The organism is Bremerella sp. JC817 (genome assembly GCF_040718835.1).
Classification (GTDB): Bacteria; Planctomycetota; Planctomycetia; order Pirellulales; family Pirellulaceae; genus Bremerella.
This window is the reverse complement of record NZ_JBFEFG010000206.1, coordinates 1-541: the sequence shown is the minus strand read 5'-3', so window position 1 is coordinate 541 and position 541 is coordinate 1. Positions and strand designations below refer to the sequence as shown.

At 56.2% G+C, this 541-nt stretch carries 1 protein-coding gene; it reads left to right on the top strand.

The annotated features are described in order from the left end of the window. Window positions 1-282 (top strand): hypothetical protein (locus AB1L30_RS00985; protein ID WP_367011466.1); only part of this gene is annotated, 282 nt, incomplete at its 5' end. Window positions 283-541 lie beyond the last annotated feature (259 nt).

Genomic DNA, 541 nt, shown 5'->3' with positions numbered 1-541 from the left:
CCTAAGAATAATATCCCAACCAGCCTGGAACTGGAATCGTTCTCGCGACCTGGTGGTCCCTTTCTCGAACGTCAGGCCATAGGTCGAAAGATGTGGGGCACCGAGTGCGATGGCGGACTGCAGATCGTTCTCCCACTCGGCCAGTGTTTCATTTGGAGCGGCGAAGACCGCATCGTCGATTCGGCGTCGCGGGGCTTCATGGTTCCCCCGCAGTTTTTATCCGGCCTGAAAGCGAAGGCATCTACGGCTTCCGGATCGTCGTCGAAGGTGGCAATGGTTTGACTGGTCGCCGGCTGGTGCGATTTTCTATAATCGAACTCTTGGTTGTGCCGGCAGGCGAAGGGGCAAGTTCGGAAGTCGGACGTGACGGCGTTCCATGTTCGTCAACTGCGAAACCTGGGCGAGCGGAAAGCGTTTTCGCCGAAACAGTTGATCCAGGAATCGATTAACGTCGTCAAAGATGACCATCGGTTTCGTTATGTCTGCCTGATCGCAGCGACGTTCGGCTTTTCGCTGATGCTATTCCCGCACTACCAGGCCC